Below are 19,412 nucleotides of genomic sequence, written 5' to 3'. Positions count from 1 at the left end.
TTATAAAGGGTTAACTGTTTGCTAGAAGCATAATCAGTGAAATAGCGATTAGCACCAGTCCGAGAAGCTTTCCAAAAATATCCCCCTTAGGTGCCAGCTTCTCGATGAGAACCACTAAGGTCAACATCGAGATCCAAAACAGATCCATGACCCCGAGTACAAACAGCAGTGCCATTAAAGCCCAGCAGCAGCCAAGACAGTATTGGCCATGGCTAAATCCCATCTTAATGGCATTCAAGTTACCCTCACGCCAGTGAGTTGTGATTAGGCTTAAGGGAGAGCGACAGTGTCTGAGACAGCTCTGTTTTATCGGTAACCACTGGTAAGCCCCAGCCAGAAAAAGCAGTAGGCTGGTAAACCAGTTCTGCCCACTGTGCATCATAGGTGTGAGTATCGAGAGGGTATGTAGCCAGTACTGAATACCTGTGATAACGAGACTATATAAAGTCCAGGCCAGCAGATAACCGCCAATGAAGTAAAGTGTTGAGCTATATCTGGCCTGGCGTGATCGTCTGTTTGCATTTATCTGTTCAACCAACAAGATTACCGGCAGTGCCGAGGGCAGCATCATGCCTGCCATCATGATGAGCCACATGATAAACAGCATGAGGATATCCAGACTGCTCCAGTATGCAACGGGCTGCATATTCATCGACATGAGTACTGCCATGTAGTACCAAGACATGCCGATGAGTATAAAGATACCCAGCAATAAGCTGCCTCTAGTGTAATTGACTCGTTTTGTTGCCATCTTCGTTACTATTTTTATGTCGACTTATTAGCGTTAGGCCTGAAATCCTGACTAGCTCTGTTAGTGCTTGTATATACAAGAACTAACTTTATACCGATTAGTCTTGGCCATTACTCCAATTGACTTCGGCCTTAGCCGCGAAGCGTCCAACATGTTCAAATGAGAGCGCATCATGCTTCAGGGTCATTGCGTTAGTTGTACCTATTATCCCTTCGTTCCAGAAGAAACCGCCATCAGGGAAATTGATCCTCACCTGCTTGTCATTACCCGTCATAGGGTCGATGAGTGGTGTGTGTTGAACGGTCATGACATTTTCGATGGAAAAACCTGCTCTGTTATCATCTGTATCCATGGTAATAATATGTACTTGGGGGCCAACAAAAGTGGAGAAGGTACCAGCTAATGCTTCGAATGGCATGCCTCCCGCAGAGCCTGAGAAGATAGTGGCTATGGCGCCAACTTGCTCGGTAGATGCGGCAGCGTCGATAAAGAGTATGCCTGTACCATCGCCTTCATGGATTGCCTTAGGCCAGGAGGCCGCCAGTACGACTTTCATTCCGGTGAGATCAATTTGATTGAGCTGGCCTGACTTAACATAAAAGCCGATTAAGGCCTGACATCCACCGCTGTCGCTATCGGGAAAACCTGCAAATTGGCATCCACAACCGTGACTACAGTTGCAGCACTCGATCTGGTGCATAGATAGCGACCATTTTTGTTCATCCGACATGGTTCTCTCCTAAAAGATAAAGCCTGATGCTGAGTATAGTTCAGGGATCTTAATGGCACTGTTTTGGCTATGGGTGACATGTCACCAATTCGCAACATTTCTTTCATATCTTGTTCAACTCTCGGCCCTACCCTGTAGCTATATAAGTCGTCAATGGTGATGAATCTATGTCAAACAAGACATTAAGCTCAGGCTGTAAGATGCAAGTAGTGCAGGGCGTCGAGCAAGTAGGTGTAGACCAGACTGATGCAAAGGTGAAAAAGCAGATAGGGCCTAAGCAGAGTTTCAATGCTATCTGGCTGTCAGATATCCATCTGGGTACCAAAGACTGCAAAGCGGAATATCTATTGCAGTTATTAAAACAGACTCAGACAGAGTCTCTCTACTTGGTGGGCGATATTATCGATATATGGGCGATGAAACGGCGAGTGTATTGGCCTGATTCGCATAATCAGGTGTTGCAGCAATTACTTGCCATGGCAAGAAATGGCACCCAAATCATCTTTATACCTGGCAATCATGATGAACAGTTTAGATCCTATGCTGGCTTTCACCTGTGGGACGTGTCCATTGCCAAGGAACATATTCATACCATGTTAGGTGGGCAGAAAATCTTAATGCTGCACGGAGACCAGTTCGACTCTCAGGTCTGTGTCGGTAAGGCATTAACTAAGCTTGGCGATAGGCTCTACGATCTACTACTCGTGCTTAACAGGCAAGTTCACCGGATCCGCACTCACTTAGGTTATCCCTATTGGTCACTGGCGAGTTATATAAAGTTGAGAGTCAATAAGGCTCAGCAGGCAATCAGTCTGTTTCGTGATGCAGTGGTGACTTACGCCAAAGACAGGCAAGTTGATGTGGTGATTTGTGGTCATATTCATCAACCCGAGCTTTCTCGCCAGGGCAAGATGATTTATGCCAATGATGGTGACTGGGTAGAGAACTGTACCTTTATCGCTGAATCAGAAAAGGGAGATTTACAGTTACTTAAGTGGGATGAACAGCAGTTGGATTCTAGTTTGATCGCTTCAATCTCTATGGTGCCTTCAATGCCGAAATCAATAAAGAAACGCGTAGCCTGAATAGGATGTAATTGGCTGTTTTTGAAAGGAGATAACTATGATTTTTACCGTTGATAATGTAATCGAGAATAACCTTCCTAAGCTGAATCAAACGCCCTGGCTGGCGACACCGACTAAGGCGATGTTGCGCTATCTGCTAAATGAAAAAGAGTGTAACGATATCGCTGCCCAATACGCTTATCTTAAAGGCGTCGATTTTGTCGAACAGATCTTATCTAGCTTTAATTTTAACTATTCTGTGCCAAGCAGCGAAGTGGAAAATATCCCCTGTGAAGGCCGGGTCGTGATCTATGCTAACCACCCAATCGGCTCTCTCGATGCCTTGGCGCTTATCAAGCTTATTAGTGAGGTGAGACCAGATATTAAGGTGGTAGCCAACGAGCTCTTGATGGCTCTGGAACCGCTGCATTCTATTTTATTGCCGGTGCGTAATATGACTGGAGGCACACCCAAGGAGCATCTGAATAATATCCATAAACATCTTAGAGCCGATGGGGCGGTATTGATCTTTCCATCGGGAGAGGTATCACGCCTTAGGCCAAGTGGTGTTCGAGATCTGCATTGGCATAGTGGTTTTTTAAAGATGGCTAAGGCGACTAACTCTCCACTGTTACCCATGTATGCAGATGCCAAGAATTCGGCAGCATTTTATGGTGCGTCGATGATCTATAAGCCATTGGCAAGCTTGTTATTAGTTAAAGAGATGTTTAAACAGGCTAAGCGTACTATGCCTGTGAGGATAGGTCAGCTCATCCCCAAAGAGGTGGTCAACAGCTCAGATTTTCCCCTGAAGACTAAGGTTAAGCTACTCAAGAATCACCTGTATCGTATCGGTAAAAATCGCAGTCCTCTGTTTACGACTCAAAATGCAATTGCTCATCCCGAGTCTCGAAGTGAGCTGCAGCAGGCCCTGCAAGATTGTGAATTACTGGGTGCAACTGGTGATAATATGCAGATATTTCTCTATCAGCATTCTGGCTGTAACCCTATTATGCGCGAGGTGGCACGTCTGCGTGAAGTAGCATTCAGAGCCGTAGGTGAGGGGACTGGTCTTCGCCGTGATACCGATAAATATGATGCTTATTATCAACATATTATTCTCTGGGATAAGGGGGCATTGGAGTTAGTCGGTTCTTATCGTTTTGCCAGCGTTAAACAAGTCCATCAACGTCTGGGTAAAGAGAGTCTATATAGCCAATCTCTGTTTACATATTCCCATGGGTTTAAGCCTTATTTTGAGCAGGGACTGGAGATGGGACGCAGTTTCGTGCAGCCTAAATACTGGGGTAAGCGCAGTTTAGATTATCTCTGGTTGGGGATCGGTGCTTATCTATCTAAGCATCCTGAGATCCGTTATCTGTTTGGTCCGGTTTCGATTAGCGATCAATTGCCGGAACAAGCGAAAGAGCTGCTGGTGTACTTCTATCAGTCGCAGTTTTCGCCCGCTGAAAAGCTGGCGCATTCATATTCGCCCTATCAGTTTCCCCCGGAAAGAGCGGCGCAATTGGCACAGTGGTTCGATGATGTTGATTATGCCCAAGGTTTTAAGGTACTTAAACAAACCTTGGCCAGTATGGGGTCAGCAGTTCCGCCGCTGTATAAACAGTATGGCGAGCTGTGTGAGCCAGGGGGGGTTAAGTTTATCGATTTTGGTATCGATGCCGAATTCGGCGATTGTATCGATGGACTTGTGCTGGTGGATTTAAAACAGCTGAAGCATAAGAAGCGTTGCCGCTATATCGATTGCCATCGACCCGAGTTAAATTTTAGTTGTGAGAACCAGACGGCTGTTCTATAGGTTGTTTATATTCCTACTTGTTACTGACGGGGGATGAATATCCCTCGATCTTCTCTCCTTTTGGAGATGCTCTTTTTCGAATAATTACTCTTGCTTTATACCGATTGGTATTAGCCATAAGCCATTCATTACATGCTAATTAACCTAAGATTTGCTAGTTTAGGCCTTTAGCGCGTTAATCGACTGACTTTCAAGGGTAGGCATGGACGAACATATCGTTATTTTAATTATCGCTTTGGTGGTGTTGCTCTACGGCTATATCTCTAAAGCACTGTCTCGGTTAAATATTTCTGGTCCCATGATGTTTACTGGCTTTGGTCTCTTGCTGTCTCCCTTTGGTTTTAATATTACTCAGGTGGAAGTTAATGCTGAGTTTGTGACCATAATCGTCGAAATAGCTCTGGTGTTGGTATTGTTTGTCGACGCTGCTCTGCTGGATCTTAAGTTGCTTAAACAGTCCTGGAAGATCCCTGCTAGGCTGCTGTTTATCGGCTTGCCAATCACGATTATTGCTGGCACTTATGTTGCGACGCTAATCTTTCCTGGCGAGCCGTTGACCTACCTAATCTTATTAGCGTTATTACTGGCGCCGACTGATGCGGCATTAGGTAAAGCGGTAGTCACAGATCTGAAGGTACCGAAGATGATTCGCTCCAGCATCAATGTGGAGAGCGGTTTAAATGATGGCATTGTCTTCCCTATCGTCTTGACTGTGGTGGCCATGATCAGCAGTGGTCTGACTCAAGCCGAAGATAACTCTTGGGTTGGCTATGTGTTTGAGCAGATTATATTTGGTGCCTTAGTCGGCGGGGCTGTTGGCTATTTGGGTACTAAACTCATTATAAAGTCCGTGAAACACAATTTGATGGCGTCAAATTATCAGAACCTGATCCCTATAGCCTTAGCCATACTGTCATTTTATCTGGCGGAGTCATTGTCGGGTAATGGTTTTATTGCCGCCTTCTTTGCCGGGCTCTATGCGGGAAATACCTGCGAGAGCACCCGGAAACATATTGAAGATTTTGCCGATACCGAAGGCGAGCTACTTGTCTTGGTGAGTTTCTTCCTGTTCGGCTTAGTGTTTGTGCCTATCACTTTACCTTACATTAATTTCGAGGTTGTCCTTTATGCATTTTTAAGCCTGACGGTACTGCGCATGCTCCCGGTGATGATCAGCTTAATCGGAGCCAAGTTGGACTTGTCGACCATGTTCTTTATCGCCTGGTTCGGCCCCAGAGGCATAGCTTCTATTCTTTATGTGTTGATCGTGGTTCATGAGATGGGTTCGATAGAGGGATTTGAAACCATTTATGCTGTAGTGACTGTGACTGTGCTGATGAGTATTTTGGCCCATGGACTGACGGCGCAACCTTTCGCAAATAGATACGCAAAGTCTCACCGGGCCGATAGCTAGCCTTCTTTCAACATTCAACAATCTAAGGGAGCGCGATATGGCTCCTTTTTTATGCTTTATACATTAATAATCACAAGCTCTAAAACGAAACATAATGCATGAAATAATTTGAAATATTAAAAACTAATTAATTAGTTGATCGTGAATTGTTGCTTTGTTAGTCTAAAAACTAATTCGTTAGTTTTAATTTCACCCTATAGCAAATCATCGGACGGAACCATGGCGAGAAAGAAGCAAGCAGTATTGACCGATTCAGAGCAAGAGATCATGGAGATCCTCTGGCGTGTTAAAGAAGCCTCTGTACGTGATATTACCGATGAGCTGTCAAAGTCTAAAACCGTTGCGCATACCACAGTGCAGACCATGTTTAAGATTTTGCATGAGAAGGGTCATGTAGATTATCGCAAGGAGGGCAGGGCCTTTATCTATTTCCCTCTGAAGAATAAAGCCTCGGCCAGAAGTGACGCGTTGAAGAATGTGTTGAAGCAATTTTTTGGTGGCTCGCCGGATGTGTTGGCTCAGCACCTGCTTGAAGAGAATGATATCGATCTCGATACCCTGCAAACCTTACAAAAGAAGATAGACAAGAGTAAGCAGGATAAGGGGGTATAATGGCTAACTCTACTTATGCCTCTGTAATTTCTGAGTTATTTCATTGCTTGAGTGAAATAGTGGTGGCTCACCTATGGCAGAGCTTGATGATATTAGTGCTGATAGCCGCTATGACTCATTTGCTTAAAAGGCTTAGCGCCGACATTAAGACTAGCCTCTGGATGCATGGTCTGGTGTTATCGATATTGCTGCCTGTTCTTAGTAGTGTGTTTATTCCTCAGTCACCAGACTTGGTTGCCAGCTCTATAAAATTCGCTGAAATTCAGCATGATGAAGTTAGCCTGAGCATTCAGAGTCAAAACAAGCAAATACGAGCTGAGAGCGGATTAATTCAAGGTTCAGATGTTGGGAGCATCGTTCAAAACGAGACTCGAGTATTGGCATATCTGTTAGTGCTGTTACTGGTTATCATGATCTTTGGAACGGCAAAACGCTTAGTGGGCTTAGTCATAGCATGGAGCAGCACACAAGACTTGATTGGCGGTGGGATCCGTGTGCCGACAGCAAGATACTTGAAGGATTATCCGCAGCTGGGTAAGACAAAGTTACTCAAGTCCTATGACATTACCAGCCCTATGGTTGTGGGTTATATGGAGCCTGTGATCTTGTTTCCGGCCAACCTACTGGAAGATCTTGAAGCTCAGGATATTGAGAATATTCTCTACCACGAGTTGGGTCATATAAAACGTAGTGATATCTGGTTTTCTCTGCTTCAAAGGCTGATCACTTGCTTGTTTTGGTGGAACCCCTTACTGACAATTTTCAATAAACAGATCAACCTCAATAGAGAGCTGGCTTGTGATGAATTTGCCGCACGCCAAACTGGCGATAGCTCGTCCTATGCTCAGTCTCTACTTAATAGCGTCAAAGTGGGGTTAGAGCATAACCCTCTGGTGCATGGCGTCTCAATGTTCAACAAAAAGAAGCAACTTTTCATACGTATAGAAGGAATATTAGACATGGAAAACAGTTCACATTTACGTGGTAAAAAATTAGGGTCGCTGCTTGGCCTTTCTCTAGTTGTGCTTACATCTACAGTGGTATTACAGAGCGCGCCATTTGCTAAGGTAGGTTTAGAGGGCTCACTCGTGGAGCAGGCGAGTCACATCGCCACAGATGCTATGAATCAAGATGACGCCGAGCTTCTGGTAGCAGCGGTTCAAGCGAACAGGATTAGCGTGATTGAGTCGTTAATCAATGATGGTGCTAACATTAATACGCCTCTATTTGGTGATGGTACACCGCTGATCGTAGCGGTGAGAAAAGGTAATTTAGCCATGGTGGAGAAGTTGATTGAATTAGGAGCCAACCCTAATCAAGCGTCCCGTGGTGATGGTAATCCCTTGATCATAGCCGCCGCTAGAAATGAGCAGGATATTGCCGAGTTGCTGTTGAGGCAAGGCGCCGAGGTTGACGCGATCGTCAAAGGTGATGAGACTGCGCTTATCAATGCCAGTCGCCGTGGTCACTTAGATATGGTGAAATTTTTGGTGAGTAATAACGCCGATGTAAACTTAGGCGTTAAGGTGAACGAGATGCGCGGCTCTGAATATCGCAGCCCCTATAATCAGGCCTCGAGCCAGAAGATCCGTGATTACTTAGTCAGTGAAGGTGCTGAAGCACAAGCTGCGATGTAGTGCAGAGCTATCTTTATGATGTGCTGCAGGATCTTTTAATCAGTAACAACAAAGCGCAGAACCTTCAGCGCTTTGTTGTTTTGTTTTATACTTCCGCAAAAGGGGGCTTATAACCCTGCAACTGGTTTATGCCCTGACTCTAGTTTCTCTATGCTCTTAATAAGCATATACAAACAGCTTGTCAGCATGATGCCGCCAAGATAATAGAGTATGCCATTACTGCTCTGCGTTAGCTTAGTGGCGAAAAGAGGCCCTAAAACTGACCCCACACTGTAGCTGAGTAACATGATCTCTGTCGCCGAGACGATTTTAGCCATAGGCAGTGTCTCGCAGGCGAGTGTGATTGCTATTGGATAGAGAGCAAAGCTGGCTGCACCTAATACCAGATAACTTACTCCGATTAACAATAGTGGTTGAGATTCAAGTATGCCCACAACCGCAAGTGTCCCTAATAAGCTAAACATCGCCATGAGCAAACTCTTACTCATTCTTGTAGAGAGATAGCTCACCAAAGGTTGTACTAACATGCCTCCTAAGACTATACAGGCCATTAAGATCCCAGTATGCTGGACCTGAGCGTCCTGAGCCGTAATATACGAAGGCATAAGTCCGTAAATCGGACCTAGTAGTAAGCCTGAAATTAAGCAGCCTATAATAGCGGGGCGGCTTAATTTTTTTATTTCGTTAATGCGCATTTTTTGTTGGGCTTTTTTCTCTGGCTGCCCAGATTTAATCAGTAAAGGTGGCAGCACTGCCAGCATCAATAATCCAATGATATACAGGTAAGGCGTCACACCGTCGGTGCCTAATGGTCCTATCGCCAATTGTCCTAGTGCACTGCCGCCATAGAGTGAAGTCATATATAACCCTAATCGCTTAGCTCTGGCTTTGGCATTATTTGCCATCAAGAGCCAAGATTCGACTACCACAAATACCCCTGCAACGGCCATTCCCGCGATAAAACGCGCCCCTAGCCAAACTGATTCTATGGCCAGCAATAGCATAATGATAATGCTGGCAATCAACAGACAGAGGAAGGCGACAAACGCGGCTCTGTGTCCAATCTTGCTAATAACTCTCTCGACGCTGGTGGCGCCAATGAGTAGCCCTAAATAGAAGATGCTAGCAAGCCATGGGACTAAGGTTTTATCCAGTCCAAATGACGTTAGTGATAATGGGATTAGGCTCATTAAAAAGCCTGAAGCTACAGCAAAAAAAGACAGTCCCAGGACTGGAACTAAGGTGCTATTTTTTGAATCATGAACGGCGGCAGTATCCACCTTTACCTCCTAGTGAACAGATTTAATTTTTGGTTAAATGACTAAATTGGGAGACGGATTTTAGAACTTTTTTTGCCTAAGTAAAGCGGAATTATTGCCGGCAAGATTAAATGTTTTTAATGCTGATTAAGTGTTTTAATATCAGTTGGTTAATTTCATTTTGTTGGGTGGGTTTTAGTCGTGTTAAATGTTGAATAAGAAGATGGTTAGAATCATTTATTGGCTACGTCCGGCTGGTTATTTCCAGCATAAAAATGTGTATAACGCAGGAAACTACTTTGGATACTCATCATATTTACAGATGATATTGGTCAAAAGTGGAATGCGCTTTACGCAAGGCTTGTGATATTACTAGGGGTACTTATAAAATCTGATGTGACTTAAATGTGCACTAAACCTGAAAATGGCCTTAATATTGACTAAGCCTATGCAGGCCGATATGCCTGATAAATCGAGGTATAGTACGATTTCAGCTTGGGCTATCGCAGTATCCAGGGCCTTAAGTGCATCCGGTGTTGATGCTTATGGTGTATTCGACAATGCGGGCCTATGTCTCGATGAAGTCGAATCTGCGCCCGACTCCAGAATCGCCATAGAGCGCATGACCCGACTCTGGAGTCAGGCCGAGCAGGCAACTGGATCAGCGGCATTCGGTTTGACTGTGGGCCAGTATGCTTATCCTATGCATTTTCGCTCTCTTGGCTTATTGATGATGACCTCGGCGACACTTGCTCAGGCTTTTGAAGCGCTGCCTAATTACTCAGCACTTGTGAGTAACTCTGCCAGCATTAAATTACAAAGAACGCCTGATCGCTTGGGATTCACTATTACCCCATTGCCCGGAGTTGATATCAGTCCTATGTCGATAGATGCATTTTTTGCCACCTTAGTGCATCACGGTGAACTGATCTTAGGCCATGGTAAATTTGTTTTGAGTGTCGAGTTGATGCGAGTTGAGCCAAAAGATATTCACTCATGGCAATCATGTTTTTCCTGTCCAATCTCTTTTAATAAACAAGAAAATTGTTTATGGATGGATAGAAGCACGTTGGAGCATTCTGCTGTCATGGGAAATCCAATACTAGCGGCTCAAAATGAGACTAAAGTAAGAGATTATCTGGATAAGATGCAGGCTCTTAAGTGGCAGGAGAAAACAAGTCAGGCGATTCATGCCATGTTGGTGTCGGGAGAGCCGAAGGCCCATATGGTTGCGCAAGTGTATAATATCAGTGAGCGAACATTGAGTCGCAAGCTGAAGGAGGAGGGCACCAGTTTTCGAGACTTGCTGCAACAAAAGCGCAAGGAATTAGCTTATCACTACTTGATGAATACTGAGCTTTCTATCACCTTGCTCTCAGATAAACTGGGCTATACCAGTTTAACTAACTTTTCTCGCGCATTTCACCGATGGCATGGTAGCAGTCCAGTCTCTTTTCGTATTCAAAGTAAGTCATTGCAAGATTCCTGTATCAACTTATAGTCATTTTTCGTTTTGAAATTGAATCCAAGCCAATATAAACATGCGTTTATATTGGCCGAAAATGATAACCACAGTGTTGTGTTAGTGTAATAGGTTAGCTCTAGTTGTTAACACCAGAGTGAGTACCCATGTTGAATAATCATAATAAAATGGATAGCTATCAGCGGTCTTTTCTCAAGCAGAGTAAAAATCAAAGCTTACATCCTTCTCGAAGTAAACTGACTCGATTTAAGAACAGTCGAATCAAGCTGAGTCGTACGCTTCTCTTTTCCGGTGCCGTGTTGCTGCAAGCCTGTCAGCCTCAGGTCGATAAGAGATCAGACATAGCAGCCACTCCCGTAGCGGCCGATGCGGTGGATGCCTATGGTTTTACCCCCGCGACTCGCCATACCCTAGAGGCAAATTCTGCATTGTTGACTCAGTTGCCTTTCAAGGATAAGCAAGATTTCACCGATGCGAATCGGGGTTTTATCGCTAAACTGCCGGAATTAAAAGTGCTTGATGCACAGGGAAAAAGTATCTGGGACAGACCCGCATACGATTTCATTCAGGGAGAGGCACCAGCGAGTGTTAACCCGAGTCTATGGCGACAGGCGAGCCTGAATAACATCCACGGATTGTTTGAAGTGACTCAGGGGGTATATCAAGTTCGCGGTTTCGATTTAGCTAACATGACAGTGATCGCCGGGAAAACAGGCTGGATTATCGTTGATCCTCTGACCACGGCGGAAACGGCGAAGGCTGCCCTGGCGTTTGTGAATAAGCAGCTTGGTGAAAGACCTATCTCAGGTATTATCTTTACCCATAGCCATATGGATCATTTTGGTGGCGCTCTGGGTCTACTGGATGATGAAAAACTGGCTGATATTGGCGCGATAGATATAGTTGCACCGGGTGGTTTTATGCATGAGGCCACGAGTGAGAATGTGATGGCCGGAACAGCCATGAGTCGCCGAGCCATGTACATGTATGGTAAGCAACTGCCCCGTTCTGCTCGAGGGCATATCGATTCGGGTTTAGGCAAGGAGCCTGCATTTGGTACGTTTAGCATCTTGGCACCTAGTATCACGGTAGAAGTCGATGAGGCTACGGTGATTGATGGGGTGAAGTTCGAATTTCAGATAGTATCCGGTACAGAGGCTCCCTCTGAATTTACCTTTTATCTGCCAGAACTGCAGGCCTATTGCGGTGCCGAGCTAGTTTCTAAGACCATGCATAACCTCTATACCTTGCGGGGAGCGAAAGTTAGGGATGCACTTGAATGGAGTCGCTCGATTGATGAGGCACTCACTAATCAGAAAGAGGCCAAGGTCTATTTCGGCAGCCATCATTGGCCGATATGGGGTGGTGATGCCATCGCTGATTTCTTAGGCAAACAGAGGGACACCTATAAATACATTCACGATCAATCTGTACGCATGCTCAACCAGGGGCTAACCCCTGCCGAGATAGCCGAAGCTATCGAGATGCCACCAGCGCTAGCGAATACCTTCGCCAGTCGAGGCTATTACGGTACAGCTAAACACAATGCCAAGGCGGTCTATCAGGCCTATCTTGGTTGGTATGATGCTAATCCAGCTAACTTAGACCCTTTGCCTGAGTCTCAATCGGCTCAAAAATATGTCGACCTGATGGGAGGTACGGCTGCGGTGTTAGCTCATGGGGAGCAAGCCTTCGTTGCAGGGGAATATCGCTGGAGCGCTGAATTGCTCAATAAGCTGGTTTTTGCCGACAGTACGAATCTACCCGCTAAGGAGCTACTGGCTAAGAGCTATGATCAACTTGGCTATCAGGCAGAGTCTGCCGCTTGGCGTGATGTGTACCTATCGGCCGCATTTGAGTTACGTCATGGGGTCCCGGAGAAGGGTATAGATTTAGTTTCTATGAAACAGATATTGCTGCGTTCGCCGGTTGAGAACTTCCTGCAATCTATGGCATCGCGTGTGATCGGCCCCGAAGCGTTCGGTAAGCATTATTTGCTCAATATTAACTTTATCGATCTCGATGAAAACTATGTATTGGAGTTGAACAATTCAGTATTACATCACCGCAAAGCGGCTAAGGCTGAGAATGCCGATGTGACCTTAAATATCAGTCATGAGCTATTTATCGATCTGATCATAGGTAATGCGGGGGCTTCGGATCTCTTGTTCTCAGATGAGCTAAATATTGAGGGCAGTAAGTTGGATCTAGTGAGTTTCTTTAGATTATTGGATAAACCCAAAGGCGTGTTCGATATTGTTACACCTTAGAGGTCATTAGGCCAGGCAGTTCCTAGGTATCACTAGGAACTGCATTTATCTTACCGCTTACCGCTTACCGCTTACCGCTTACCGCTTACCGCTTACCGCTTACCGCTTACCGCTTACCGCTTATTCAATCTGATGAAACTCTTTTTATCGTTTCAGTCTCGCTGCGTAAATAGGATTGACATATTTAGAATAAAACCACTTAATGATATTAATTATTATTCTCACTCTTGCTCTCGTTAGGTGATTTGTATGTGTCAATGTTTTCCACAGTTTGATAGTCAAGATCCTGCGATCAATGTGCTTCGCCATAAGATACGCCATGGCGAAGAAGTTGATAATCCCAGCCTGGTATTGATCTGGTTTTCCATGGAGCAAGCCTTAATGGGAGGGTGTAAACATTCAGCCTGGTCCCTCCATGTGGCAGAGTATCGATTATTGCTCGATACTTTAGCTGATGACATGCTCGAGAGTCACTGGAGGCTATGGTGTCTGGATAACATCTATAAACCCTTGAGTGCCTTGTCGAGGCTCGTTGACAGTCATTCTCAGAAACAAGAGTTAGAGCAGTTATTTTATGAGTTAAGAGTGACTAGCCAATTCTTTAAAGCAGGCTTAGCTCACTAAGAAAGGACATTGGTCAGTTTATGGGTGTCCGGGTAACATCTACAAACCCTTGAGTGCGCTTTCTAGATTGGTCGATACAGATGTCAGAAGAAGGAGCTCGAACAGATTTTCTATGAACTGAGAGTAACTAGCGAGTTCTTTAAGTCAGGTTTAGCTCACTGAATAAGCTTGTAGCGATAGTATGTAATAAATAATGGATAGGAAGATCATGACTACACGTATTGAAAAAGACAGCATGGGAGAGCTTCAGGTGCCTGCTTCGGCGCTATACGGCGCTCAAACACAGCGAGCGGTGAATAACTTTCCCATCAGTGGCAAGAGAATGCCTGAGGCATTTATTCGCGCCTTACTGCTGGCCAAGTCGGCTGCGGCTCAGGCTAATGCTAAGTTAGCCTTGCTACCACAAGATATGGCAGATGGTATCTCAGATGCTGTGTCTCAGCTACTCGATGATAAGGCCATGATGCAGCACTTCCCGGTGGATGTGTTTCAAACTGGCTCGGGTACTAGCTCGAACATGAACGCTAACGAAGTATTGGCCACTATAGCGTCTAAAGTTGCCAATCAAACTATCGGTGCCAACGACCATGTCAATTATGGTCAGAGTAGTAACGATATCATCCCTTCCTGTATTCATATCAGCGCCGCCATGGAGTTGGAAAATCGTTTATTACCGGCATTAGAACACCTGCTGAAAGTGATTAAACATAAAGCGGACGAAGTCGATCATCATATCAAGACCGGCCGTACTCATCTTATGGATGCCATGCCGGTACGTATGAGTCAGAGCTTACTGAGTTGGGCTAGCCAGATAGAGCAAAATATTGATTTAATCGATGCCATTAAGCCGAGACTACAGAGCTTGGCTCAGGGAGGGACGGCAGTCGGCACTGGGATTAATGCCCATGAAGATTTCGCCGCAGAGTTTAATCGTCAGCTTAGCGAGGCGACCAATATCACGTTTACCCCTGCGAGTAATTTTTTCAGTCATATTGGTACTCAAGACATCGCAGTATCATTGTCAGGTCAGCTGAAAACCACGGCCGTATCTATGATGAAGATAGCTAACGACCTGCGTTGGATGAATTCGGGACCATTGGCGGGTTTGGGAGAAATTGAGCTACAAGCCTTACAACCAGGTTCTTCTATCATGCCGGGTAAGGTTAATCCGGTGATCCCCGAGGCGGCAACTATGGTGGCAGCACAGGTTATAGGTAACGATAGCGCCATAACTGTGGGCGGTCAGGCGGGTAATTTTGAATTAAATGTTATGCTGCCCATGATCGCAGATAATTTGTTATCCAGCATAAGCTTACTGGCCAATGTCAGTTACTTATTGGCGGATAAGGCCATAGCGACATTTAAGGTTAACGAGGCGCAATTGCAGAAAGCCTTGGCGCGTAATCCCATTCTGGTGACCGCGCTTAACCCCATTATTGGCTATGCTAAGGCTGCTGAAATCGCCAAGAAGTCTTATAAAGAAGGTCGAGCGGTACTGGATGTGGCCGAGGAAGAAACCGACATCCCGCGTGAGGAGCTTGAGAAGCTTCTAGATCCGGCTAAGCTCACTTTAGGTGGGCTTTAACTCCTCTTTAACTTACCGAAGTGAGGGCTAATAGCGAAAAGGGAGAGCGAGTTCTCCCTGCTTATGCATTTTATTGTTTTGGCTTATTGCTCACTTGAAACTTGCTGCACATGTAGATAGTCAGGGAGATAAGTGCCGTGATGATGAGATAGCGGTTAAACAGGAGCACAGAGAAAGGGTCTTCGCCTAAATTCTTTAATTCACTTACTAGCACAACCATGGATAAGCCAAAGATAATCCAATATTGATACTTGAGCTTTAGTGTCGATAGTGGCGCTATACTGCAAGCAAGATAGGCTAATAACCAGCCTAATATCGCGCCAAAGGCTATATCTTCAGGCCAGTGCGCTCCTACAGCAATACGCGACAGACCAACCGCAGTCGCCAGCATCAATACGCTTAGCTTACACCATAGCTTGTCGGCTAATAGCCAAATGACGCCAGCTAAAGCGAAGGCTGTAGTGGTATGTCCTGATGGGAACGCATGTTCATAGCGGGCCTTGCCTATAATATTGATGACTTCAAGCACGGCTGCAGGCCTTGGGGCATCGAAATACTGTTTAAAAAAGTGCACGCATAATGCGCAGAGTAGTGTGGTGACTATAACGCGATATAGCCATTGGGGCTTATAAGTGAGACAAATTAAGATTAAGGCACCGGCGGTAATACCGTCACCGAGATCGGTTACGCTGAGTAGTAACCAGCGAGGTAGTTCTGTGCCAAATTCATTGAACCAACTGAAGGTCTCTAAATTGGTTTGCGCATTCAATGTCAGAATATGAAAGACGAACAACAGCAGTAAGACAGATAGAAAGGTGCTGTTAATTCCTGAGTCTTGTGGCTGTTTTAAAGCCGCGACTTGGCTGAGTTCCTGTGTCGGTAACATAAACTGATACTCTTATTTTTATTATTTGTAGTATTTTTAGTTTAAAGCGACAGGTTCGATCGGACTCTTTCGAGAAATGTAGGCCTGAAGCAAATTATTAACATAGACATAAGCTTAACTGTCATATGTTGAAATCCGTTTCAGTCAATAAATGTTTTAGTTTAGCCTTTTAAAACCACTTCATATTCAAACACCGCAGATATAATGTCAATCAAGTAAATGTTTCACCAAGGTTTACATTTGTGATGTGAAAGGGGGGAAGTTCTGGCGTTTTAATCAAATGGCAAAGTTAATAGAAGTTAAGACGCAGAAATGGGACGAAAATATAGGGTATGGCATATTGTCAGTTTATTTCACTAGTGTAATGAATTCTATCTTTACACTAGTGAGTGGAAATTAATTAGGGCTGTGTTAACTAATGACCAGAGAGACCATCTTTAGGGGGTGGTTACCGTCGAATGAAGGGAAGTCATGATGGCAATCTAGCCAGGTATAACTAGTAACTGTGCGGCCCTGTTTTTCGACGCAGCGAACCAGTGCATCGAACCAGGCTTCTCGTTCAACCTTAGCGACATTATTACAGCAAACAATAATCCCGCCGGGTTTTGTTGTTAGTAGCGCAGGTTTAAACAGGCTCTGGTAATCATTGATAAGATCGACAATACCGAAAGGGCTCTTAGCGAAACGTGGTGGGTCGAGAAACACCAGATCAAATTGAGTGGCTGGTAATTTAGGGTATTTAGGTAGCTTCTGATTGCGACGTCCACCCACTTTAAGGCCTGCTAGCTGACGTAGTGCTGGGAAGGCGTCACTTTGGACAAACTCACAAACATCGCTGACATTATTAAGCTCGGCATTCTTTTTACCCGCAGTTAACGCAAACGATGAAAAATCCACATTCATTACCCTGCTAGCTCCGCCGACTGCCGCCGCTGTGCCTATACCGCAGGTATAAGAAAACAAGTTGAGTACCGTTTTATTCAGGCTGTTTGCCTTGACGAATTCTCGGCCGATGCGCATATCCAGAAACAGTAAGGGATCTTGCCCTTCATGACGCAGCTTAGAGGTGAACTTTATGCCATTCTCATGCATCACCTGATCTTGACTGGCAAAGTCATGGGTGTTGACATCTAGCTGGTTCATCACCCGTGAATTTTTATCGGAGCGATCGTTGTAGATGATGGGCAGATCTTCGACTCGAGTGAGCGAGTCACTGATCTCCTTTTGTTCGTCTTCAGTCAATGTGCGATGAAAGCTTTGAATTAACCAAGCTTCGCCATACCTATCTATATTTAAACCCGTTATGCCTTCGACTGTGCCGTGAAATACCCGATAACAATCTGTGTTATTTGTTATAGCTTGGGCAAGCAAGTCTTGACGCTTTTCGAGAGCGGAGGCTAATAATGTGGAGATAGACATGGTAAATAACTCGTTTAAATGGCTAATATTGGGTTAGAAGGTCTTGGCTGTAGATGATTGCCGCGCAATGATAGCAAAATTGAACGCCAAAATCGGCGTTAGACTCGATAAAAGGTGAGGTGTGTAGAGAGATGACCACAATAGAGAGAAAAACTGCACTCGTTTTAGTCCATGGTATTTTTAATACCGGATCTGTGATGGCCTGGATGAGGAGGCGATTTGAGTCTCAGGGATTCGAGTGTTTTACACCGACCTTAGCGCCTTTTGATGGAGGTGATGGGGTCGAGTCTGCTGCCAAAAAGCTGGAGCAACAGATCCTGGAACGATTCGGCCATGAGCAAGATATCGCCATTGTGGGTTTTAGTATGGGGGGCATAGTTGCTCGTTTTTATCTGCAGCAATTGGGTGGCAGCGTGCGGACCACACATCTATTTACTATATCAAGCCCTCATTCAGGCAGCTATATGGCCTATCTTCCCTATCCGTCGAAAACCTTCAAACAGCTAAGACCGGGCAGTGAATTGTTGAATTTGTTAGATGGGACTGTGGATACTCTAGACGGATTATCACTTTTCTCCTACTGTGCCGCGATAGACTATACCGTTGCGCCTAGTCGTTCTCATTGGCCTGTAGCGAGTAATAAACAGTTTGGTGTTTATCTACATATGTCGATGATTTTTAGTCAAAAAGTTGTTGACGAAATTTTAAAAAGGTTAGAAAGCTAATCTGAGCTGTTATACCTGATGTTTTGCAGTCTTTTTTCCGCTCGCCTCTGCCTCAGAGCTGGCAGGGCTTCTAATGAACATAGAAGTAACCCAGTCCAGATTAACGCAAAACTTACGGCTTTGACCTGATCGAAATGTTCGTTAAACAGTAAGACGGCTAACAGAAAATGCATGCTAGGTTCGATATATTGCATCAGGCCTATCATAGACAAGCTAGTTCGGCTGATGGCTAGGGCAAAAAAGATCAGAGGCATTAAGGTCATAGGTGCCGTTCCCATATACAGTAGCAGTTGTTTCCAATTGAAATTTTGGGAATTGGATAGTAAGCCTGACAAAGCCACGCTCTGATCTGTGCCCCATAACCAGACTAGGTACCCTAGAGCGATTGGCATTAGAAGCATAGCTTCAATAGAAACTGAACTTAATGAATCGAAACGGATGAACTTCTTACATAAGCCGTATAGGGCAAAGAAACCTCCCATCAATAGCGATAACCAAGGCAGCTCACCATAGCTAAGTACCATATAGCCGATACCGCAGAAGCCTAAAATCACGGCAAGGGATTGGGCTTTAGAGAGCTTGTCACCTAGGAACAATACACCTAGGGCTATGGCGAATAACGGATTGATAAAAAAGCCCAGGCTGGCGGCAAGTACCTGACCGTGGGTGATGGCCCAGATAAAGCTATACCAAGACACACACATGAGTACTGCCGCCAATCCGCATAATGCCACCGAGCGTTTATCGGCTTTAAGCTCAGCTATCGTGGGAAGCTTCTTACCTAAGCTTAGAATAATCAACAGCATGAAGGGCACCGAGAATGTGATTCTAAATGCTTGTAGTTCATTAGTATCTGCACCAGGTAGCATCTGAAAATACAGTGGCATCAAACCCCAAAGCAGGAAAGCGAAGGCGGCGAGGGCATTACCCTGAAATGTGGTACGGCTAGTGTGTGGCATTTATATAATCCAGAATTACATAGGACGATAAGAAAGAGTGATCTTATGAAATGCTATTGAATGAGTTGGTGAGGCTAGGCATAAGAACTGGCCGATATTATCAAGACGCTTGGATATATCAAGGGAAATCATTTTGCTGCAGGGTTAAATATATTCATATCAACTTAAATATCGC

16 protein-coding genes are annotated in these 19,412 nt (G+C 44.9%); 10 read left to right on the top strand and 6 right to left on the bottom strand.

Annotated elements, in window-relative coordinates; genetic code table 11:
• Positions 1-10: 10 nt before the first annotated feature.
• Positions 11-751 (bottom strand): DUF2182 domain-containing protein, encoded by a 741-nt coding sequence (locus sps_RS25760; protein ID WP_218919620.1) that lies wholly within the window; start codon positions 749-751, stop codon positions 11-13.
• A gap of 97 nt (positions 752-848) precedes the next feature.
• On the bottom strand, positions 849-1,481 hold the full coding sequence (locus sps_RS25755) for a DUF1326 domain-containing protein (protein ID WP_077755108.1): 633 nt from the start codon (positions 1,479-1,481) through the stop codon (positions 849-851).
• Between the two features lie 167 nt (positions 1,482-1,648).
• On the opposite strand from sps_RS25755, the gene sps_RS25750 reads away from it, so the two are divergent.
• The 5 genes from sps_RS25750 (at position 1,649) to sps_RS25730 (ending at position 8,027) form a co-directional block, all read left to right on the top strand.
• On the top strand, positions 1,649-2,566 hold the full coding sequence (locus tag sps_RS25750; protein ID WP_077755107.1) for a UDP-2,3-diacylglucosamine diphosphatase: 918 nt from the start codon (positions 1,649-1,651) through the stop codon (positions 2,564-2,566).
• A gap of 37 nt (positions 2,567-2,603) precedes the next feature.
• A complete protein-coding gene (olsF, locus tag sps_RS25745) occupies positions 2,604-4,364 on the top strand; it encodes a bifunctional ornithine lipid synthase OlsF (protein ID WP_077755106.1) in 1,761 nt (586 codons plus the stop codon).
• A gap of 202 nt (positions 4,365-4,566) precedes the next feature.
• A complete protein-coding gene (locus sps_RS25740) occupies positions 4,567-5,778 on the top strand; it encodes a cation:proton antiporter (RefSeq protein WP_077755105.1) in 1,212 nt (403 codons plus the stop codon).
• 219 nt (positions 5,779-5,997) lie between these two features.
• Positions 5,998-6,390 carry a BlaI/MecI/CopY family transcriptional regulator gene (locus sps_RS25735; RefSeq protein WP_077755104.1) on the top strand — a complete coding sequence of 131 codons (393 nt, stop codon included), beginning with the start codon at positions 5,998-6,000 and terminating at the stop codon, positions 6,388-6,390.
• Entirely contained in the window at positions 6,390-8,027 is a 1,638-nt protein-coding gene (locus sps_RS25730) for a M56 family metallopeptidase (RefSeq protein ID WP_077755103.1), read from the top strand. The genes sps_RS25735 and sps_RS25730 overlap by 1 nt, the downstream gene beginning before the upstream one ends.
• A gap of 107 nt (positions 8,028-8,134) precedes the next feature.
• Here sps_RS25730 and sps_RS25725 read toward each other — a convergent pair whose 3' ends face one another.
• Positions 8,135-9,307, bottom strand: a complete 1,173-nt coding sequence (locus sps_RS25725) for an MFS transporter (protein ID WP_077755102.1) — start codon at positions 9,305-9,307, stop codon at positions 8,135-8,137.
• A gap of 439 nt (positions 9,308-9,746) precedes the next feature.
• Between sps_RS25725 and sps_RS25720 the strand changes: the two genes are divergently transcribed.
• The 4 genes from sps_RS25720 to sps_RS25705 all read left to right on the top strand — a co-directional run bounded on the left by sps_RS25720 (position 9,747) and on the right by sps_RS25705 (position 15,248).
• The gene (locus sps_RS25720; protein WP_149027363.1) at positions 9,747-10,787 is read left to right on the top strand and encodes an AraC family transcriptional regulator; all 1,041 of its coding nucleotides are present in this window, start codon (positions 9,747-9,749) and stop codon (positions 10,785-10,787) included.
• 128 nt (positions 10,788-10,915) lie between these two features.
• On the top strand, positions 10,916-13,039 hold the full coding sequence (locus tag sps_RS25715; RefSeq protein ID WP_237157949.1) for an alkyl/aryl-sulfatase: 2,124 nt from the start codon (positions 10,916-10,918) through the stop codon (positions 13,037-13,039).
• A 249-nt stretch (positions 13,040-13,288) separates the two neighbouring features.
• Entirely contained in the window at positions 13,289-13,663 is a 375-nt protein-coding gene (locus sps_RS25710; protein ID WP_077755101.1) for a hypothetical protein, read from the top strand.
• A 208-nt stretch (positions 13,664-13,871) separates the two neighbouring features.
• Complete coding sequence (locus tag sps_RS25705; protein WP_077755100.1) at positions 13,872-15,248, top strand: class II fumarate hydratase; 1,377 nt, start codon at positions 13,872-13,874, stop codon at positions 15,246-15,248.
• Between the two features lie 70 nt (positions 15,249-15,318).
• Here the strand turns inward: sps_RS25705 and sps_RS25700 are convergent, their stop codons facing one another.
• Positions 15,319-16,134 (bottom strand): phosphatase PAP2 family protein, encoded by an 816-nt coding sequence (locus tag sps_RS25700; RefSeq protein ID WP_077755099.1) that lies wholly within the window; start codon positions 16,132-16,134, stop codon positions 15,319-15,321.
• 411 nt (positions 16,135-16,545) lie between these two features.
• Positions 16,546-17,553: a class I SAM-dependent rRNA methyltransferase gene (locus tag sps_RS25695; protein ID WP_077755098.1), complete on the bottom strand. Its 1,008-nt coding sequence runs from the start codon at positions 17,551-17,553 to the stop codon at positions 16,546-16,548.
• A 131-nt stretch (positions 17,554-17,684) separates the two neighbouring features.
• Between sps_RS25695 and sps_RS25690 the strand changes: the two genes are divergently transcribed.
• A complete protein-coding gene (locus sps_RS25690; RefSeq protein ID WP_077755097.1) occupies positions 17,685-18,278 on the top strand; it encodes an esterase/lipase family protein in 594 nt (197 codons plus the stop codon).
• Here the strand turns inward: sps_RS25690 and rarD are convergent.
• On the bottom strand, positions 18,275-19,237 hold the full coding sequence (gene rarD, locus sps_RS25685; RefSeq protein ID WP_077755096.1) for an EamA family transporter RarD: 963 nt from the start codon (positions 19,235-19,237) through the stop codon (positions 18,275-18,277). The two genes, sps_RS25690 and rarD, sit on opposite strands and share 4 nt — an antisense overlap.
• Between the last annotated feature and the right edge of the window lie 175 nt (positions 19,238-19,412).

Source organism: Shewanella psychrophila, from assembly GCF_002005305.1.
Lineage (GTDB): Bacteria > Pseudomonadota > Gammaproteobacteria > Enterobacterales > Shewanellaceae > Shewanella > Shewanella psychrophila.
This window is presented reverse-complemented; position numbering and strand designations above follow the sequence as displayed.

What these genes read in the sequence shown, in the direction of transcription:
- sps_RS25760 (WP_218919620.1), bottom strand. Translation starts at nt 751, where the DNA reads ATGGCAACAAAACGAGTCAATTACACTAGAGGCAGCTTATTGCTGGGT.
- sps_RS25755 (WP_077755108.1), bottom strand. Translation starts at nt 1,481, where the DNA reads ATGTCGGATGAACAAAAATGGTCGCTATCTATGCACCAGATCGAGTGC.
- sps_RS25750 (WP_077755107.1), top strand. Translation starts at nt 1,649, where the DNA reads ATGTCAAACAAGACATTAAGCTCAGGCTGTAAGATGCAAGTAGTGCAG.
- olsF (WP_077755106.1), top strand. Translation starts at nt 2,604, where the DNA reads ATGATTTTTACCGTTGATAATGTAATCGAGAATAACCTTCCTAAGCTG.
- sps_RS25740 (WP_077755105.1), top strand. Translation starts at nt 4,567, where the DNA reads ATGGACGAACATATCGTTATTTTAATTATCGCTTTGGTGGTGTTGCTC.
- sps_RS25735 (WP_077755104.1), top strand. Translation starts at nt 5,998, where the DNA reads ATGGCGAGAAAGAAGCAAGCAGTATTGACCGATTCAGAGCAAGAGATC.
- sps_RS25730 (WP_077755103.1), top strand. Translation starts at nt 6,390, where the DNA reads ATGGCTAACTCTACTTATGCCTCTGTAATTTCTGAGTTATTTCATTGC.
- sps_RS25720 (WP_149027363.1), top strand. Translation starts at nt 9,747, where the DNA reads ATGCCTGATAAATCGAGGTATAGTACGATTTCAGCTTGGGCTATCGCA.
- sps_RS25715 (WP_237157949.1), top strand. Translation starts at nt 10,916, where the DNA reads ATGTTGAATAATCATAATAAAATGGATAGCTATCAGCGGTCTTTTCTC.
- sps_RS25710 (WP_077755101.1), top strand. Translation starts at nt 13,289, where the DNA reads ATGTGTCAATGTTTTCCACAGTTTGATAGTCAAGATCCTGCGATCAAT.
- sps_RS25705 (WP_077755100.1), top strand. Translation starts at nt 13,872, where the DNA reads ATGACTACACGTATTGAAAAAGACAGCATGGGAGAGCTTCAGGTGCCT.
- sps_RS25700 (WP_077755099.1), bottom strand. Translation starts at nt 16,134, where the DNA reads ATGTTACCGACACAGGAACTCAGCCAAGTCGCGGCTTTAAAACAGCCA.
- sps_RS25695 (WP_077755098.1), bottom strand. Translation starts at nt 17,553, where the DNA reads ATGTCTATCTCCACATTATTAGCCTCCGCTCTCGAAAAGCGTCAAGAC.
- sps_RS25690 (WP_077755097.1), top strand. Translation starts at nt 17,685, where the DNA reads ATGACCACAATAGAGAGAAAAACTGCACTCGTTTTAGTCCATGGTATT.
- rarD (WP_077755096.1), bottom strand. Translation starts at nt 19,237, where the DNA reads ATGCCACACACTAGCCGTACCACATTTCAGGGTAATGCCCTCGCCGCC.